The sequence below is a fragment of the Arthrobacter sp. Leaf337 genome (genome assembly GCF_001423745.1).
Lineage (GTDB): Bacteria > Actinomycetota > Actinomycetes > Actinomycetales > Micrococcaceae > Arthrobacter.
The window spans coordinates 91,056-107,733 of sequence record NZ_LMPC01000030.1 but is presented as its reverse complement, the minus strand read 5'-3'; the positions used below and the strand labels follow the sequence as shown (position 1 = coordinate 107,733).

Genomic DNA, 16,678 nt, shown 5'->3' with positions numbered 1-16,678 from the left:
CACCGAACCTGACGTATGACCGCCTGCTCCAACTTTTGACAATCGAAATCCTGACGTTGCGGAGATACCTGTGATCACAGTCCTTGCCGTGCATTTCGCGGTGGCCGCTGTGGCGCCGTTTCTCTTCAGGAAATTCCGCAGGAACTCGTTCTATGCGCTGGCTGCGGTTCCCGCGGGCTCGTTCGTCTGGCTCCTCTTCCAGCACGGCGCCGTATACCAGGGCGCGGCCGGCCAGGAGGCAGCCTCCTCCACGGGCAGCGCCGTCACCGAGCTCCTTCCCTGGATTCCTGAGCTCAAGATCGAGCTCGCGTTCCGGATGGACCCGCTGGCCTGGATCATGTCCCTGCTGGTGCTCGGCGTGGGTGCCCTGGTGCTGGTGTACTGCGCCCGCTACTTCAAGAACAAGGACAGCGACCTCGGCGGCTTCGGCGCCCAGCTCCTGGCGTTTGCCGGGGCGATGTTCGGCCTGGTCACGGCCGATGACCTGCTCCTGATGTTCATCTTCTGGGAACTCACCACCGTCCTGTCCTACCTGCTGATCGGCTACGCCCGCACCAGGCTCTCCGCCAGGCGCTCGGCCCTGCAGGCCCTGATGGTCACCACGGCGGGCGGCCTGGCCATGCTGGTTGGCCTCATCATCCTGGGCTTCAGCGCCGGAACCTACCGGATCTCGTCCATCCTGGAACAGGCTCCCGGGCTGGCCACCGGGCCGGCAGCGGGAGCCGTGGCCGCCGCCGTCGTGCTTATCCTCATCGGTGCCGTGACGAAATCCGCACTGATCCCGTTCCATTTCTGGCTCCCCGGAGCCATGGCGGCGCCCACTCCGGTGAGTGCCTACCTCCACGCCGCGGCCATGGTGAAGGCCGGCGTCTACCTCGTGGCGCGCCTGGCGCCGGGGTTTGCGGAAACGGCCTACTGGCTGCCCATGGTGCTGGGGCTGGGCCTGGCCACCATGCTGGTGGGCGGATACCGCGCGCTCCGGCAGACCGACATCAAGCTCATCCTTGCCTACGGCACGATCAGCCAGCTGGGTTTCCTCACCATGGTGGTGGGCCTCGGCAAGCCGGACGCCGCGCTGGCCGGGCTGGCCCTGCTCCTGGCCCACGGACTTTTCAAAGCCACCCTGTTCCTGGTGGTGGGTATCATCGACCACCAGTCCGGAACCCGTGACCTCCGCAAGCTGTCCGGCGTCTACAAGTCCTCCCGTGCACTGGCGGTTGTCGCAGCCATCGGTGCCGCCTCAATGGCAGGCATCCCGCCGCTGGCAGGGTTCGTGGCGAAGGAATCGGTGTTCGAGGCGTTCGTGCATTACGGCACCTCAACGGATCCCTCCGGACCCGGCGCCTGGGGGCCGGTGGTCCTGGCAGGGCTGGTCCTGGGCTCCATCCTCACCTTCGCCTACAGCGCGCGGTTCATGTGGGGTGCCTTCGCCTCGAAGCCGGGCATCGAGCCCACACCGTTCAAGGCCATCAAGCCGTCCTTCCTCGCCGCCCCGGCCCTGCTGAGCCTGCTCACCATCGTTTACGGCCTGTGGCCGGCGCCGGTGGACGGGTGGATCCAGCCGTACGCTGCGGAGTTCGTGCACGACGGCGGCGACCCGGCAAGCGCCGCCGGTCACCTTGCACTGTGGCACGGACTTACTCCAGCGCTGGGCCTGACGGCCCTCACGTTCGCGTTCGGCATCGCCATGTTCTACGGCCGCGGCATCGTTGCCCGCGCCCAGGGCCGGGTGCCGGCGTGGGTGGACGGCGACCGGGCCTACCAGATGACGATCGGCGCCCTGGACGACGTTGCCGTCTGGGTCACGGGACGCACGCAGCGTGGTTCGCTGTTCTTCTACCTCTCCGTCATCCTCACCGTGGCCTTCGCACTTCCGCTGACCGCGCTGCTCATTGCCGGCAAGCCGCTGCCGGAGGGACTGTACTTTATCGATCCCAATTCGCCGCTGCAGCTGGTGGCCGGCGCCGGCATCGTGATCGGGGCGCTGGCGGCTGTCCGGGCCAACAAGCGGTTCCTTGCGGTGCTGATGGTCTCCGTGACCGGCTACGGCATCGCCCTGATGTTCGCACTGCAGGGGGCGCCGGACCTCGCGCTGACCCAGATGCTGGTGGAAACCATCATCCTGGTGGCGTTCGTCCTGGCCATGCGCAGCCTGCCGGCCGAGCTCCGCGACCGCACCGGCGGCAAGTACCGGGTGATCCGCGTGATCATCGGGGTGGCGTTCGGAATCACCATGATCTTCGTGGCCATCTACGCCATGGGTGCCCGGGTTGCGACGCCCGTCGCGCTGGAGTTCCCGCGGCTGGCCTATGAGGGCGGCGGCGGACTGAACATCGTTAACGTCACCCTGGTGGACATCCGGGCGTGGGACACCTTCGGGGAGATCTCCGTGCTGGCGCTGGCCGCCACCGGCGTGGCCAGCCTCATCTTCGTGAAGGGACGCGGCGACGGACTCCGCGCCTCGTCCTCGGTGGCCGAGGGGACAGTGGGCCGCCGGTCCCACGCAGGGCAAAGTTCCCGGGACAGCGCGGCACTGGCGCTGAGCCGCAAATTCGCCGCATCCACCCGGGACGCCTGGCTGGTGGCCGGGCGCACCATGGCTCCCGAGCGCCGCTCCATCATCTTCGAAGTGGTGACGCGCCTGGTGTTCCACTCGATGATCGTCTTCTCCATCTACCTGCTGCTGGCCGGCCACAACCTGCCCGGCGGCGGCTTCGCCGGCGGGCTGACGGCCGGACTAGCCCTGACCATCCGGTACCTTGCCGGCGGCCGCTTCGAACTGCGCGAGGCCACCCCGGTGGGCGCGGGAACGCTCCTGGGCATCGGTCTGGCCACGGCCGCGGCCTCCGGGGTGGTGCCGCTGCTGCTGGGCGGGCAGGTGTTCCAGAGCGCCATCATCGAACTGTGGCTGCCGGTGTTCGGCGACATCAAGTTCGTCACCTCCACTATTTTCGACATCGGCGTCTACATCGTGGTGGTGGGACTGGTGCTGGACGTGCTGCGCAGCCTGGGCGCCGAAATCGATGAACATTTTGAAGAAAACCCGGCCGGCGAGACCGAAGGGCAGGAACCCGAAGGCGTTCCCGCCGAAACCACCGGGAGGGGGAAGGCATGAGCGTCAACCTGACACTGCTGACGGTCATGGGCGCGCTCTATGCCTGCGGCATCTACCTGATCATGGAACGCAGCCTCACCAGGGTGCTGCTGGGCCTGATGCTTTTGGCCAACGCCACCAACCTGCTGATCCTCGCCACCGGCGGCTACGCCGGCCTGGCGCCCATGTTCAGCAAGGACACGGACCCCCGCGACTACAACGACCCCCTCCCGCAGGCACTGATCCTGACCTCGATCGTGATCTCCTTCGCCGTGACCGCGTTCATGCTGGGCATCATCTACCGGACCTGGGTGCTGGCCCGCCGCGATGAGATCCAGGACGACGTCGAAGACATCCGCGTCGCCGAAACCCCCAGCTTCGATGCCGAGGACGACTCCGAGATTCCGGTCGAGACTTCCGAGTTTCCGCTGACCATGATCGGCTCCGACGGCCGGGGGATTTCCGACTCGGGCGTTTCCGGCTCCGAGGACGGTGGCGCGACCGTGAAGGCGGGCGACCACCGGATCCGGGCCAAGGACGCCGCCGCGGAAGAACAGCCCGGCTCCCAAAACGTGACCCCCGGCCCGGAAGGAGGCGTGAAGTGAACATCGCAAGCTTTGCCCCGCTCGCCGTCGTACTTCCCATCCTCGGCGCCGCCCTGACCTTCGTGCTGATCCGGCACTCGCGGGCCCAGCGGGCCGTCAGCATTACGCTGCTCGCGCTGACCCTCCTCCTGGAGTGTGTGCTGCTGGCCTCCGTCTGGGACGGCGGAACGGCTGCCGTCAACATCGGCGGCTGGCTGCCGCCGTGGGGCATCGTGATGGTGGTGGACCAGTTCTCGTCCCTGATGCTGGTGGTCTCCTCCACGGTCAGCCTCGCCGTGCTGGTGTACGCCACCGGCCAGGGCATGGCCGACGGCGACCAGGACGCACCGCTCTCTATCTTCCACCCCACCTACCTGATCCTGGTGGCCGGGGTGTCCAACGCGTTCCTGTCCGGGGACCTCTTCAACCTCTACGTGGGGTTCGAGATCCTGCTGACGGCAAGCTACGTGCTGATGACGCTCGGCGGAACGGGCCCCCGCATCCGCGCCGGCGTGACCTACGTGGTGGTCTCCGTGGTGTCGTCCGTCCTGTTCCTGATCGCCATCGCCATGATTTACGGGGCCACCGGAACCATCAACATGGCGGACCTGGCCATCAAGCTCGCAGACCTGGACTCCGGGACGCGGATGCTGCTGCACGTGATGCTGTTGGTGGCCTTCGGCATTAAGGCGGCCGTCTTCCCGCTGTCCTTCTGGCTGCCTGACTCGTACCCCACCGCGCCGGCCCCCGTCACGGCCGTGTTCGCCGGCTTGCTGACCAAGGTGGGCGTTTACGCGATGGTGCGCACCGAGACGCTCCTCTTCCCGGGGGACTCGCTGAACACCCCGCTGATGGTGGCTGCGCTGCTGACCATGGTGGTGGGAATCCTGGGTGCCCTGGCGCAGAGCGATATCAAGCGTCTGCTCTCATTCACCCTGGTGAGCCACATCGGCTACATGGTGTTCGGGCTTGCCATGTCCTCCGTGGCAGGGCTCGGCGCGGCGGTGTTCTACGTGGCCCACCACATCACCATCCAGACCAGCCTGTTCCTGGTCACGGGCCTGATCGAACGCCGCGGCGGAAGCTCGTCGATCGACCGGGTGGCCGGCCTGGCCAAGCTGTCCCCGATCTTGGCCCTGCTGTTCTTCATACCCGCCATGAACCTGGCCGGAATCCCGCCGTTCTCCGGCTTCCTGGGCAAGCTCGGGCTGCTGCAGGCCGGCGTGCAGCTCGGCACCCCGCTGGCCTACGCCCTGGTGGTAGGAGGCGTCGTGACCAGCCTGCTGACGCTCCTGGCCGTCGCCCGTGTATGGAACCGCGCATTCTGGCGCAAGCCCGAGGACGCAGAGAACCCCGACCCCGTGCTGCTGGCGGCCCCCGAGGACTCCGACACCGGCGACCGTGCGGGCAAACGCAACGTCACGCTCCTGCCGCGGACCATGGTGGGATCAACCCTGGGGCTCGTTGCATTCGGCGTGGCGCTCACCGTCTTCGCCGGGCCGCTCTTCAGGGTGGCGGACCAGTCGGCCGTGGACATGCTGGACAGGTCCTCCTACATCCAGGCGGTGCTGGGCGAAAACGCTCCCGTGCCCCCGATCGCGCAGCCTGAACCTGCGGTCCCGCAGCCGGAAGGCGCGCAGCCGGAGGGCCAGAAATGAGCCGCCGACGGATCTCTATCCGGCAGGAACTGCCCCTCCTCGTCTGGCTCGTGTTTGTCTGGTGTGCGCTGTGGCAGGACTTTAGCCCCGGAAACCTCCTTTTCGGCGCCCTCATCGCCGTGGTGGTGGCGCGGTTGTTCTACCTGCCCCCGGTGGAACTGGGCGGCCGGTTCAGCATTGTGCGTGCCGTCCCGTTTGCCATCGTCTTCCTGGGCAAGGTGGTGGCCGCCAGCTTCCAGGTGCTGTACCTGGCAGTGGCCCGCGGCCCCAAGGTGACCAACGCCGTCGTCGCCGTCCAGCTCCGCAGCCATTCGGACCTGATGGTCACTGCCACCGGCCACGTCATCTCGCTGATTCCCGGCTCACTGGTGGTGGAGGTGGACCGCTCCACGTCCACGCTCTACATCCACGGGCTGAACGTGCGGAGCGGGGAGGACATCGTGAGCCTGCGCAAGGAAGTCCGGGATGCCGAGGCAGCACTGATCAGGATCATGGGCACGCGTGAAGAACTGGCCGCACTGAAACAGGAGGTGGGCGCATGATGGAAGTCGTCCTGACCGTAACGGCCGTGATCCTGTCACTGGCGGCAGCGGGGGCCATTGTCCGGATTGCCATCGGCCCGTCGCTGTTGGACCGGGTGCTGGCCTCGGACGTGCTGCTGGCCATCATCGGGGCCACGCTCTGCATCGACATGGCCGTGAACCGGCACCTGAACAACCTGATGCTGCTGGTGGCGCTGTCCATCATCGGGTTCATCGGGTCCGTCACTGTGGCGCGCTTCGTGGCCGACCGGCGGGAGCACCCCAATGAATCCTGAACCATCCGCCGTGGACACCATCATTGACACAGTGTCGGCCGTTTTTATGGTGGTGGGCGCCGTGATGTCCCTCGGCGCGGCCATTGGCCTGTTGCGCTTCCCCGACCTGATGAGCAGGATGCACGCCGCCACCAAGCCGCAGGTGCTGGGCCTATTCCTGCTGCTGGCTTCGGTTGGCCTGCAGCTGCGGACCTGGTGGGTGTGGCCCGTGCTGTTCGTGGCGTGGATCTTCCAGGTCCTCACCGTTCCCGTGTCTGCGCACATGGTGGGCCGGGCCGGCTACCGCACCAAGCACCTGCACAGGGAGCTGCTGACGACGGACGAGCTGGAGGCCGTGGTGCAGAAGGCAGCGGACAAGAAAACCGCCGATAGGCCGGACTCAGGCAGGCAGGACCCGGACAAACGCGCAGCGCACGATGACGGTCCCGCCGACGACGGCGCCCCAGCCTAGGGGGACCCCGCAGGAAGGTTGGGGGCCTAGACGATGTCCTGGCTCTTGGCGAAGCGGGTGATGGCACGCTGCGTGCCCCGGTTGGCCAGGACCTGGATGATGGCGCTGACAGCCGCGGAGATCAGCGCAAAGGTCAGGGCGCTGCGCAGGGTGGTGGGGACGTCGTTCTTGTCGCCCTTGGGGGGCTTGCGGCCGGTGACCTTTTCCCAGACGACGTCAACGGCCTTCGTGCCGGCGAATCCGGCCAGCAGGCTCACTCCGGTTCCAAGCAGCTTGATGAAAAAACTCATTCCAGTACCCCTTACAGGTGGGAGACGGCGGAAACAGGGCTTCCCCTAGCCTAGCCGCATCAGCCCGCCCCCATCACCGCGCATTGTGACAGCCGGCCCCGGGATTTCGCGGGCCCGCGGGTGTAAACTGAACCACGCCTATAAGGGCGAATTAATACGACAGGGGAGCGTCGCCGTCGGGGATCACTGGAGTAGTCCAGGGAACCGGAGGCGGGCGCTGAGAGTGCGGGCAGCCGCAGACCCTCGAACCTGATCCGGTTAGTACCGGCGCAAGGGAGTCGAGTTCTCAGAGTGTCCGGCAGCAGGCGGCGGAAGCCGCGGCCCTGGCCGGGAAACACTCTCCCCTCCTGTACCTCAGGAGGACGACATGACTGATATTTCTGCAAAGCAGGCGTTGCCGCACAGCAAGTACACCTGGCGCGTAGTGGACATTGTGGTGGCTGCGTTGATCGCAGTGGCCGGCGGCGTCATTTTCTGGGCCTGGTCCCAGGGGGCCGCCGCCGTATCGCCGGCCATGAACGCCGTTTACCCGCCCCTGACCGGCCTCATCGCCGGCGGCTGGATGATTCCCGCCGTCCTGGGCATGCTGATCATCCGCAAGCCCGGAGCCGCCCTGTTCTGCGAAACGGTGGCTGCCACCGGCGAGCTGATCATGGGCTCGCAGTACGGCGCCTCGGTGCTGTTCTCCGGCTTCGTGCAGGGGCTCGGCGCCGAAATCATCTTCGCGGTGTTCGTTTACAAGAAGTTCAACCTGCCCGTTTCGTTGCTGGCCGGTGCCGGTGCAGGCCTCTTCTGCGGCCTGAACGACTCGTTCGCTCCGTGGGGCTGGAACATCGCCTACGCTGCCGGCGACAAGCTCGCTTACATCATTTTCACCGCCATTTCCGGCGCCATCATTGCCGGTGCGCTGTCCTGGGTCGCCACCCGCGGCCTGGCCCGGACCGGTGTGCTCAGCTCCTTTGCCTCCCGCAAGGCAGCAACGGAGCCCGTCTTCTCCTGACGAACGCACCTCGCTCATGACATCTTCGGACAACGTCCGCCCGGCAGCGGTCACGGCACGCGGCTGGGGCTGGCGGCACGCCGGCCGGTCCCGGCCCGCCGTCCGCGGCCTGGACCTGGACATTCAGCCGGGCGAACGCGTGCTGCTGCTGGGCCCCTCCGGCGCCGGCAAATCGACGCTGCTGCACGCCCTCGCCGGCGTGCTCGGCGACAGCGACGCCGGCGCCCACCACGAGGGCGTGCCGGACGCCGACGACTCAGACGAGACGGGCACCCTCCTGATCGACGGCGCCCCGCCGCGTGCACAGCGCGGCCGCGCCGGACTGATGCAGCAGGACCCCGAGACGCAGGTGGTCCTTTCCCGCGTGGGGGACGACGTCGCCTTCGGCGCCGAGAACCTTGCCGTGCCTCGTGCGGACATCTGGACACGCGTGGGAGAAGCGCTCGACGACGTCGGGCTGGCCCGCCTGCCGCTGGACCACCCGACGTCGGCCCTTTCCGGCGGGCAGAAGCAGCGCCTTGCGCTGGCCGGCATCCTTGCCATGCGCCCGGGACTGCTGCTCCTCGACGAGCCCACCGCCAACCTCGACCCCGCAGGGGTCCTGGAGGTCCGGGACGCCGTGGGCCGGTGCCTGGACAAGACCGGGGCAACGCTGGTGGTGGTGGAACACCGGGTGGGCGTGTGGAAAGACCTGGTGGACCGGATCGTGGTGCTGCAGCCAGGTTCGGCCACGGATTCCGCAGTGCTCCTGGACGGGCCGCCGGACCAGGTCCTGGCAGAGGCCCGGGACATGCTCGTTGCCGCCGGCGTCTGGGTGCCCGGGTACGTGCCCGCCACCCGGGCACGGTCCGGTGCCGCACTGGTGGGTGCCGCGGGAGTGCACGGTGCGGGAGTGAACGGCGCGGGAGCGCCGGCCGCCGCGGGCGTGCCCGGTAACGGGAACCTCCTGCTGGCCGCGGAGCACCTTGCCGTTTCCCGTGAACGTCCAAGCAGGCGCCGGTTCAAGGCGGTTCCGCCGGTACCGGTGCAATCCGGCATTACGGCGCAGGTCCGGGCCGGGCAGGCGCTGACCATCACGGGCCCCAACGGATCCGGCAAGTCCACGTTTGCCCTGACCCTCGCCGGGCTGTTGCGCCCGGTGGCCGGCAAGGTTTCCGCCACGGTGGACCTCAGCGAAGGCGCTGGCATTGACCCGTACAAGTGGAAGGCGGAGCAGCTGATCGCGCGGATCGGTACCGTGTTCCAGGAACCGGAGCACCAGTTCGTCACCGGCCGGGTGCTGGATGAGCTGATGTTCGGTCCGCGGCATCTTGGCCATGGCGAGGAACGCGTGGACGAGCTCCTGGAGCGCCTCCGGCTGACCAAGCTCGTGGATGCGAACCCCTACACTCTCTCGGGTGGCGAGAAGCGCAGACTGTCCGTGGCCACCGTGCTGGCCGCCCATCCCCGGGTGCTGATCCTGGACGAGCCCACCTTCGGCCAGGACGCGAACACCTGGGCGGAACTGGCGTCCTTCCTGTCGGAACTGCTCGACGCCGGCACCGCCGTGGTGTCCGTGACCCACGACCAGGAGTTCAGCGACGTCCTGGGCGGCACCGAGCTGAAACTGGGTGCGCCCGAACTCAAATTCGCCCGGCAGGAACCGGGCCTGCGCGACCCGGAGGTGGCAGCACCGTGAGGGACGCCTTGACCCTAAATGCGAACCACGCCCTGCTCACCCGGGCCAATCCGCTGGCCAAGTTCGCCGTGGTCATGCTGATGACCGTGGTGCTGGCGCTGTCCATCGACTGGGTGTCCGCCTCCGTGGCCCTGGCCTTCGAACTGCTGCTCTTCCCGCTGGCCGGACTGACCGTCGCGTTGCTCTGGCAGCGCGGCTGGCCGCTGATCCTGGCGGCGGCCCTGGGCGGCTGGAGCACCTCGATCCTGGCGCCGGACACCGGAAGGATCCTGCTCGACGTCGGAATCTGGTCCATCAGCGAAGGCTCGCTGGAGCTGGGGCTGGGTTTCCTGCTGCGGGGAGTGGCGATCGCCCTGCCCGCGGTGCTGCTGATGAGCTGCACGGATCCCACGGACCTGGCGGACGCCCTCGCCCAGAAGGCCAGGCTGCCGCACCGCTTCGTGCTGGGCACGCTGGCCGCCATGCGGCTCGTGGGCCTGATGGCTGAGGAATGGCAGACCATCGGCATGGCCCGGCGCGCCCGCGGCGTGGGCTCGCACGGAAGCCCGGTGCAGCGGCTCCGGGCAACGCTGGGGCAGAGCTTCGGACTCTTGGTCCAGGCCGTCCGCCGGGCGTCCCGGCTCGCCGTCACCATGGAGGCGCGGGGGTTCGGCGGTGCGCAGCGGACGTGGGCGCGGGAGTCCACGTACAGCACCCTGGACGTCTGGGTGGTCCTCGGCGGGCTGTTGATTGCGGCCGCGGCCGTATGGGCGGCCGTCAGCGCGGGAACCTGGAACATGGTGTTTCTCGAGCAGAAATAGGCCGCGCGCCACCGACATATCGCACGAAGTGGATATTCTGTGACTTCAACTGCAATTTCCGGCGTTTCGCGCCGCTTAATAGCTCATGGGTGATATTTTCGTCCTATGACTCAAGAGACCGCTGAACACGTAGGCCTGCTGCTCCGCGATGCCCGCACCGAGAAGGGCTGGACCCAGGGGCAGCTTGCCGGCGAGCTGGGCACCAGCCAGAGCGCCATCGCCCGGATGGAGCAGGGCAAGCAGAACCTCAGCCTCAAGATGATCCAGCGGCTCGAAGCAATTGTGGGACGCAGCATCGTCAAGGTGGGACGGCCGCAGATGACGCACCTCCGGGTGGAAGGCGGCCGCACGCTGTCCGGGTCGGTGGACGTGAACAGCAGCAAGAACGCCGGCGTGGCCCTTCTCTGCGCGAGCCTCATCAACCGCGGCACCACCACGCTGCGCCGGCTGGCCCGGATCGAGGAAGTGAACCGGATCGTGGAGGTCCTCACCAGCATTGGCGTCGAATGCACCTGGCTCAATGCCAACGATCTGCAGATCCGCCGCCCCGCCGTCCTGGACCTCGGCTCCATGGACGTGGAGGCGGCCCGCCGCACCCGCAGCGTGATCATGCTGCTGGGGCCGCTCCTGGACGAATCCGCCGAGTACCGGCTCCCGTACGCGGGCGGCTGCGACCTGGGCACCCGCACCGTGGAGCCGCACATGCAGGCCCTGCGCCAGTTCGGCCTGTCGGTGGAAGCCACGTCCGGCTTCTATTCCGTGCAGGCACCCCCGGCCGACGGCGACAACCGCACCTTCGTGCTGAGCGAACGCGGTGACACGGTCACCGAAAACGCCATCATGGCGGCCGCCCACCGCCGCGGCACCACAGTGATCCGCAACGCCAGCCCCAATTACATGGTCCAGGACCTCTGCTTCTACCTGCAGGGCCTGGGAGTGGAGATCGACGGCGTGGGGACCACTACGCTGAAGATCACGGGGCAGCCGTCCATCGACGTCGACATCGAATACTTCCCGTCCGAGGACCCGATCGAGGCGATGAGCCTGATCACCGCCGGCATCGTGACCAACTCCGAGGTCACCATCCGCCGGGTTCCCATCGAATTCATGGAGATCGAGCTCGCCACCCTGGAGCAGATGGGCCAGGAACTGGAGATCTCCGGGGAATACTTTGCCCGCAACGGCCGCACCCGGCTGGTGGACGTCACCACGAAGCCTTCCGCGCTGCATGCCCCCACGGACAAGATCCACCCCATGCCGTTTCCCGGCCTGAACATCGACAACCTGCCGTTCTTCGCCGTCATTGCCGGCAACGCGGAAGGCCAGACCATGATCCACGACTGGGTCTACGAGAACCGCGCCATCTACCTGACCGAGTTGAACAAGCTGGGAGCCCGCGTCCAGCTCCTGGATCCGCACCGGATCTACGTGAACGGACCCACGCGCTGGCGCGCAGCCGAAGTGGGCTGCCCGCCGGCCCTCCGCCCGGCCGCGTGCATCCTGCTGGCCATGCTGGCCGCCCGCGGGGTTTCGGAGCTGCGCAACATCTACGTGATTGAGCGCGGGTACGAGGACCTGGCCGAGCGCCTCAACACCATCGGCGCGAAGATCGAGTACTTCCAGGACTGAACGGCGGCTATGTGACGGCGCCTGTCTAACCGCGCGTCACGGGGGCACAATGTATGCATGCGAACTTTCGGGGTTGAGGAAGAGCTGCTGATTGTGGACCCCGTGACCGGGGAGCCGCTGGCGCTGGCGGACGCCCTCCTGACAGGGCGGAAGCTCGCTGCCGACGACGCTCCGGACAAACCGCGGATTCCGGACCCGCACGATCCAGCCCGTAACGACAGCGACACCGGGCTGACTGCCGAGCTGAAACTTGAGCAGATCGAGACGCAGACGCGCCCGTGCCTGGACTATGAGGAGCTGCTGCTGCAGATCCGCCAGGGGCGTGCCCTGGCGGACAGCGCCGCGAAGAAACACAATGCCCGCGTGGCCGCGCTGGCAACATCGCCCATTGCCTCCACAACGCACACCACGCCGAACCCCCGCTATGCCACCATGCAGGAGCGCTTCGGCCTCACCGTCCATGAGCAGCTGACCTGCGGTTTCCACGTCCACACCTTCGTCGAATCGCCTGAGGAAGGCGTCGCCGTCATCGACCGGATCCGGGACAAGCTGGCGGTTCTCACGGCGCTCAGCGCGAACTCGCCGTACTGGAACGGCGTTGAGACCGGTTTCGAAAGCTACCGCACGCAGGCGTGGAACCGCTGGCCGACGTCGGGCCCGTCCCAGATCTTCGGGACCCACTCCATGTACCGCCGCGTGGTCACTCGGCTGCTGGACAGCGGCGTGCTGCTGGATGAAGGCATGATCTATTTCGACGCGCGTCTCTCCCGGAACCACCCCACCGTGGAAGTCCGGGTGGCAGACGTCTGCCTGCATGCCGAGGACGCGGCCCTGATCGCCGTCCTGGTGCGCGGCCTGGTGGAATCGGCCAGCAGGGAATGGCGGGCCGGTGTGGACCCGGCCCCCGTACCCACGGTGCTCCTCAGGATGGCGGCGTGGCAGGCCAGCAATTGCGGGCTTCGGGGAGACCTGCTCGATTTCGGCACGTTCCGCCCGGCACCAGCCGCTGAAGTGGTGGAGGCGCTGGTGGACTACGTGGCGCCCGTCCTGGCCGAACAGGGCGAGCTGGAATTGGCCCGCGAAGGCATGCGCAGGGTCCTGGACCGGGGCACGGGCTCGGAACAGCAGCGCCGTGCCATGCAGGAGGGCCTGGCGGCCAGCTCGGACGCAGCCGCCGGGCTGGCTGCCGTGGTGGCCCACGCGGTGGACGTCAGCATGCGCCCGGCTGAAGCCATCACCGCGCGCGAGCAGGCGCCGGTGCTGTTGCGCGTCCGCCAGTCCTGATCAGGTTCCTACTACCCCGGAGCGCGCCATGGAAACCGAATTCGCCACAGTCACCGGCCATGATGTCACCACCATCACCTGTGTCTGCGGAAACACCGTCAGCGACGAGGGGTTGATCCAGGCCAACTCCGAAGGCATGCCCGTCCACCTCGGCGAGGGCACTCCCGTGCCGGAGGGACTCGCGGCCTGGCCCGGGGATGAGGACCTTTACACGCTGTGCCCTGCCTGCGGCCGGGTCTACCACGACACCGTCATTGAAGAGACCGGAACCGCACCTGTGGCCTTCACGGTGGATGTGGCGGCCGGTCCCATCGCCGAAGCGATCCGCCTGCACTGGGAGCTCGACACCTAACTCATCGACAATCAAATTCCGCGGGAATAGCCTTGAACCGTCCGAGAATTACCCGACGACGAAGACGGGAAGGTACCCGAAATGGGAACCCAGGAGAATGTTGAACTGGTCCGGCGCGGATACGAGGCATTCAGTGCAGGCGATATGGCAACCCTTGGCGAAATGTTCGCGGAGGACGCAGTCTGGCACGTTGCCGGAGACGGCGTGCTGTCCGGAAAGAAGGAGGGACGCGACGCCATCCTGGCCTATTTCGGTGAGCTCGGAACGCGTTCCGGAGGCAACCTGAAGGTGACCGTTGAGGAGATCATCGGCGGGGAAACCAACACCGTTGCGGTCCAGCACAACCGAGCAGAGACCGGCGGCCGGTCCCTGGACCAGGACGGCGCAATCGCATTCCGGGTGGCTGACGGCAAGATTACCGAGGCGCGGGAGTTCTTCCAGGACACAGCAAAAGGCGACGCATTCTGGGGCTAGCCGGACCTACTCCGAAATCCGACCCGGTACTTCTGCACCTGCGGCCGGCGATTCAGTCCGTCTGCCCCACCTGCCAGACGTCGGTATCCCGGCACGAGTCCGGCTTGGCCACGCCCTTCAGTGAAGTGCCTGCACTGCCGCCCAGGAGGATCTCATCCCCGTCACCGTAGCTGGACCCCTGATAGAGGAGTTTGCCGTCCTCCCACTCGACTTCGTCGACGGGAAACGCGGGAATCCAGTCAGTCCCGTTCGGCGCCTCAACGTACAGGCATCCTGAGTCCAGGACGAGCGTTCCCTTGAGCCGGGCAGAATCGCTTCCGCTCCCGTGGGACACGTACGTGGAAAGCGGCGAGGACGGATACGACGGCGACGACGGCGTGGAGGTGCTTTGGGGCCCCGGCGCACTCGTACTGCCCGGCTCTGAGGCTCCGGCCGAACCGCAGCCCGACACTGCGGTGGCCGCGGCTGCCAGCATCAGAAGCACCGCGGCTGCCCGGGTACGGGCTTGGGCTTGGGCTTGGGTGCGGTTCCGGGGCAGCCCGGGATCACCATAGGCAATGTCACCAAAGAAGGGCATGCCTTCATCATGGCACTGCAGACACGGCGGTCACAGAAGCCCCGGGTCAGATCTGCTTGAGCGCCTGCTCCAGGTCGCGGATGAGGTCCTCGACATCCTCGAGCCCAACCGACAACCGGACCACACCGTCGCTGAGCCCGATGGCCGCGCGGCCTTCCGGACCCATGGCGCGGTGCGTCGTGGTGGCCGGGTGGGTGATGAGCGACTTGGCATCGCCCAGGTTGTTGGAGATGTCGATGATCCGCAGCGCGTCCAGCAGCGCAAAGGCCGCCTCCTTCGCCGTGCGGCCCGCCGACGGCGAGAGCTCCAGCGTGAGCACGGTGCCGCCGGCCTTCATCTGCTTGGCGGCCAGCTCGTACTGCGGGTGCGACTTCAGCAGCGGGTATTTGACCCAGCTGACGGCCGGCTGCTCCTCCAGCCATCCGGCCAGGCGAAGCGCGGAGGCGGAGGAGTGGTTGACGCGCAGGGCCATGGTCTCCAGGCCCTTGGTCAGCACCCAGGCGTTGAATGCGGACAGTGCAGGCCCGGTGTGGCGCATGAGCTGCTTGACCGGGCCGTCGATGAACTCCTTGGTGCCCAGGATGGCGCCGCCGAGCACCCGTCCCTGGCCGTCAATGTGCTTGGTGCCGGAGTACACAATCACGTCCGCGCCGAGCTCGCCGCAGCGCTGCAGCAGGGGAGTGGCAAAGACGTTGTCGACGACGACCGTCGCCCCGGCCGAGTGGGCCAGTTCGCTGACCGCGGCGATGTCCACGATTTCCTGCATCGGGTTCGACGGCGACTCGAAGAAGACCGCCGTCGTCGGCTCCGCCAACGCGGCCCGCCATTGCTCCAGGTCCGGGCCGTCCACGAACACCGTTTCCACGCCCCAGCGGGGCAGGATCTCATTCAGGATCACAAAGCAGGAGCCGAACAGCGAGCGGGCAGCCACCACGCGGTCTCCCGCGGCCAGCAGCGCACCGAGGGCAGTGAAGACGGCGGACATGCCGGACGCCGTCGCAAAGCACGCCTCCGTGCCCTCGAGCAGCCGGAGCCGCTCCTGGAACGTCGCCACCGACGGGTTGCCGTAGCGGGAGTACACGAACCGTTCGTCTTCGCCGGTGAAGGCGCGTTCGGCGGCTGCCGCGGATTCATACACGAAGCCGGAGTTGAGGAAGATCGGCTCGGCCGTCTCCTGGAAGTTGGTGCGGTCAAGGCCGCCGCGGACAGCCTGGGTGTCGGGGTTCCAGCCGGCGGCGTCGGGATTGAAAGTCACTTAGTTCTTTCCAAGGTTGGTGGGTAGTCCGCGGTTCTTCCAGCCGTTGACGGTGCGCTCGCCATAACGGTCCGGTTCGCCTTCAAAGCCTTCGAGGACGTTGTAGGCCGTGAAGCCGGCCTGCGTGGCGGCGATTGCCGCGGCGACCGAGCGGACGCCTGAACGGCAGAGAAACACCAGTTCGACGCCGGTGTCCTCCGGGGCCTGCTGCTTCAGCTGGTGAATGAAATCCGGGTTGGGGATGCCGCCGGGGAAGGTCCACTGGATGAAGAGGGGATCGTTTTCGGTGGCTTTCGTGTCCGGGATGCCGATGTGGGCCCACTCGCCTTCGGTGCGGACATCCACCAGGACTGCGCCCTGTTCCAGCTTGGCCCAGGCGTCCTGGGGGCTCAGGTCTCCGGCGTAGCTCATGCGTGGCCCTCGAAACCTTCGCCGGGGAAGTCGAGGTCAAACTCAAGTTCGTCCACGGCGGTTGCCACCGCGGCGTCCGAGCTGGCGATGGCTGCGGGCAGGACCACGGCCTGCGCCACGATCACGCTGGTGCCGTTGAACGTGGCCGCCGGGCTCCCGTGCAAAACATAACCATCGGCCAGCGCTGCGGAGATGCGCTCGCAGAAGGAGCGGTCGTCGGGGCCGGTGATGAGCCGGTAGGCCAGCTTTTCCTGGGGCAGGTCCTGGGCCGGTTGTTCCTGGCCGGCGGCGGCCGGAGCCAGTGGGGCGGGTGCGTCAGACACG

Annotated in this window: 18 protein-coding genes and 1 riboswitch; of the genes, 13 read left to right on the top strand and 5 right to left on the bottom strand. The window is 67.3% G+C overall.

Annotated elements, in window-relative coordinates; all coding sequences use genetic code 11:
• The first annotated feature begins 70 nt into the window (after positions 1 to 70).
• The 6 genes from ASF98_RS22300 to mnhG are packed head-to-tail and all read left to right on the top strand — an operon-like array spanning position 71 to position 6,604.
• Positions 71 to 3,115, top strand: a complete 3,045-nt coding sequence (locus tag ASF98_RS22300) for a Na+/H+ antiporter subunit A (protein ID WP_055807037.1) — start codon at positions 71 to 73, stop codon at positions 3,113 to 3,115.
• Positions 3,112 to 3,699 (top strand): Na(+)/H(+) antiporter subunit C, encoded by a 588-nt coding sequence (locus ASF98_RS22295; protein WP_028270965.1) that lies wholly within the window; start codon positions 3,112 to 3,114, stop codon positions 3,697 to 3,699. Before ASF98_RS22300 ends, ASF98_RS22295 begins: the two co-directional genes overlap by 4 nt.
• Positions 3,696 to 5,336 carry a Na+/H+ antiporter subunit D gene (locus ASF98_RS22290; protein WP_055807034.1) on the top strand — a complete coding sequence of 547 codons (1,641 nt, stop codon included), beginning with the start codon at positions 3,696 to 3,698 and terminating at the stop codon, positions 5,334 to 5,336. Before ASF98_RS22295 ends, ASF98_RS22290 begins: the two co-directional genes overlap by 4 nt.
• Complete coding sequence (locus ASF98_RS22285; protein ID WP_055807031.1) at positions 5,333 to 5,878, top strand: Na+/H+ antiporter subunit E; 546 nt, start codon at positions 5,333 to 5,335, stop codon at positions 5,876 to 5,878. Before ASF98_RS22290 ends, ASF98_RS22285 begins: the two co-directional genes overlap by 4 nt.
• Positions 5,875 to 6,153 (top strand): monovalent cation/H+ antiporter complex subunit F, encoded by a 279-nt coding sequence (locus ASF98_RS22280; RefSeq protein ID WP_028270962.1) that lies wholly within the window; start codon positions 5,875 to 5,877, stop codon positions 6,151 to 6,153. Before ASF98_RS22285 ends, ASF98_RS22280 begins: the two co-directional genes overlap by 4 nt.
• A complete protein-coding gene (gene mnhG, locus ASF98_RS22275) occupies positions 6,143 to 6,604 on the top strand; it encodes a monovalent cation/H(+) antiporter subunit G (RefSeq protein ID WP_055807028.1) in 462 nt (153 codons plus the stop codon). Before ASF98_RS22280 ends, mnhG begins: the two co-directional genes overlap by 11 nt.
• A 26-nt stretch (positions 6,605 to 6,630) precedes the next feature.
• Here mnhG and ASF98_RS22270 read toward each other — a convergent pair whose 3' ends face one another.
• Complete coding sequence (locus ASF98_RS22270) at positions 6,631 to 6,894, bottom strand: DUF4235 domain-containing protein (protein WP_055807026.1); 264 nt, start codon at positions 6,892 to 6,894, stop codon at positions 6,631 to 6,633.
• 151 nt (positions 6,895 to 7,045) lie between these two features.
• Positions 7,046 to 7,188: riboswitch (TPP riboswitch) on the top strand.
• Between the two features lie 73 nt (positions 7,189 to 7,261).
• Between ASF98_RS22270 and ASF98_RS22265 the strand changes: the two genes are divergently transcribed.
• The 7 genes from ASF98_RS22265 (at position 7,262) to ASF98_RS22235 (ending at position 14,111) form a co-directional block, all read left to right on the top strand.
• Positions 7,262 to 7,894: an ECF transporter S component gene (locus ASF98_RS22265; protein WP_055807022.1), complete on the top strand. Its 633-nt coding sequence runs from the start codon at positions 7,262 to 7,264 to the stop codon at positions 7,892 to 7,894.
• Positions 7,895 to 7,910: 16 nt separating this feature from the next.
• Complete coding sequence (locus ASF98_RS22260; RefSeq protein ID WP_055807019.1) at positions 7,911 to 9,572, top strand: ABC transporter ATP-binding protein; 1,662 nt, start codon at positions 7,911 to 7,913, stop codon at positions 9,570 to 9,572.
• The gene (locus ASF98_RS22255) at positions 9,569 to 10,372 is read left to right on the top strand and encodes an energy-coupling factor transporter transmembrane component T family protein (RefSeq protein ID WP_055807016.1); all 804 of its coding nucleotides are present in this window, start codon (positions 9,569 to 9,571) and stop codon (positions 10,370 to 10,372) included. The genes ASF98_RS22260 and ASF98_RS22255 overlap by 4 nt, the downstream gene beginning before the upstream one ends.
• Before the next feature lie 105 nt (positions 10,373 to 10,477).
• Positions 10,478 to 12,001 (top strand): UDP-N-acetylglucosamine 1-carboxyvinyltransferase, encoded by a 1,524-nt coding sequence (locus tag ASF98_RS22250; protein WP_055807013.1) that lies wholly within the window; start codon positions 10,478 to 10,480, stop codon positions 11,999 to 12,001.
• A gap of 57 nt (positions 12,002 to 12,058) precedes the next feature.
• The gene (locus tag ASF98_RS22245; protein WP_055807010.1) at positions 12,059 to 13,285 is read left to right on the top strand and encodes a glutamate--cysteine ligase 2; all 1,227 of its coding nucleotides are present in this window, start codon (positions 12,059 to 12,061) and stop codon (positions 13,283 to 13,285) included.
• 28 nt (positions 13,286 to 13,313) lie between these two features.
• Entirely contained in the window at positions 13,314 to 13,637 is a 324-nt protein-coding gene (locus ASF98_RS22240; RefSeq protein WP_055807008.1) for a hypothetical protein, read from the top strand.
• Positions 13,638 to 13,718: 81 nt separating this feature from the next.
• Positions 13,719 to 14,111, top strand: coding sequence for a nuclear transport factor 2 family protein (locus ASF98_RS22235; protein ID WP_055807005.1), 393 nt, complete (start codon positions 13,719 to 13,721; stop codon positions 14,109 to 14,111).
• A 52-nt stretch (positions 14,112 to 14,163) separates the two neighbouring features.
• Here ASF98_RS22235 and ASF98_RS22230 read toward each other — a convergent pair whose 3' ends face one another.
• The 4 genes from ASF98_RS22230 to ASF98_RS22215 are packed head-to-tail and all read right to left on the bottom strand — an operon-like array spanning position 14,164 to position 16,677.
• Positions 14,164 to 14,688, bottom strand: a complete 525-nt coding sequence (locus ASF98_RS22230) for a hypothetical protein (RefSeq protein ID WP_055807002.1) — start codon at positions 14,686 to 14,688, stop codon at positions 14,164 to 14,166.
• Positions 14,689 to 14,734: 46 nt separating this feature from the next.
• Positions 14,735 to 15,943 (bottom strand): O-succinylhomoserine sulfhydrylase, encoded by a 1,209-nt coding sequence (locus ASF98_RS22225; protein WP_055806999.1) that lies wholly within the window; start codon positions 15,941 to 15,943, stop codon positions 14,735 to 14,737.
• Positions 15,944 to 16,354, bottom strand: coding sequence for a rhodanese-like domain-containing protein (locus ASF98_RS22220; protein WP_055806997.1), 411 nt, complete (start codon positions 16,352 to 16,354; stop codon positions 15,944 to 15,946).
• Positions 16,351 to 16,677: a DUF1737 domain-containing protein gene (locus ASF98_RS22215; RefSeq protein ID WP_442854056.1), complete on the bottom strand. Its 327-nt coding sequence runs from the start codon at positions 16,675 to 16,677 to the stop codon at positions 16,351 to 16,353. Before ASF98_RS22215 ends, ASF98_RS22220 begins: the two co-directional genes overlap by 4 nt.
• Position 16,678: the final 1 nt, after the last annotated feature.